Genomic DNA, 354 nt, shown 5'->3' on the forward strand with positions numbered 1-354 from the left:
TACCGACTTCCTGCACAAGGTATCGACCGAGATCGTCAAAAACCACGACGTCATCGGCATCGAGACCTTGCAGGTGAAGAACATGCAGAAGAATCGCAAGTTGAGCAAGGCCATCTCGGACGTCAGCTGGTCGGAGTTCTTCCGCATGCTGGAGTACAAGGCAGAATGGTACGGGAAGACTCTCGTCAAGGTCGGCAAGACCTTTGCTTCCAGTCAACTGTGCTCCAGTTGCGGACATCAACACAAAGACGTGAAACATCTTGGATTGCGTGAATGGACATGCCCGAGTTGCGGCATCCATCACGACCGTGATGTGAACGCAGGACTGAATCTCAAACAAGAAGCAGAACGCAT

The 354-nt window shown here is 52.0% G+C and carries 1 protein-coding gene; it reads left to right on the forward strand.

Annotated features, from left to right (window positions below; all coding sequences use genetic code 11):
* A partial coding sequence (locus KNQ13_RS15860) for an RNA-guided endonuclease TnpB family protein (RefSeq protein ID WP_214773296.1) occupies window positions 1-354 on the forward strand: 354 nt, incomplete at both ends.

Source organism: Exiguobacterium sp. s128 (assembly GCF_018618815.1).
Classification (GTDB): Bacteria; Bacillota; Bacilli; order Exiguobacteriales; family Exiguobacteriaceae; genus Exiguobacterium_A; species Exiguobacterium_A antarcticum.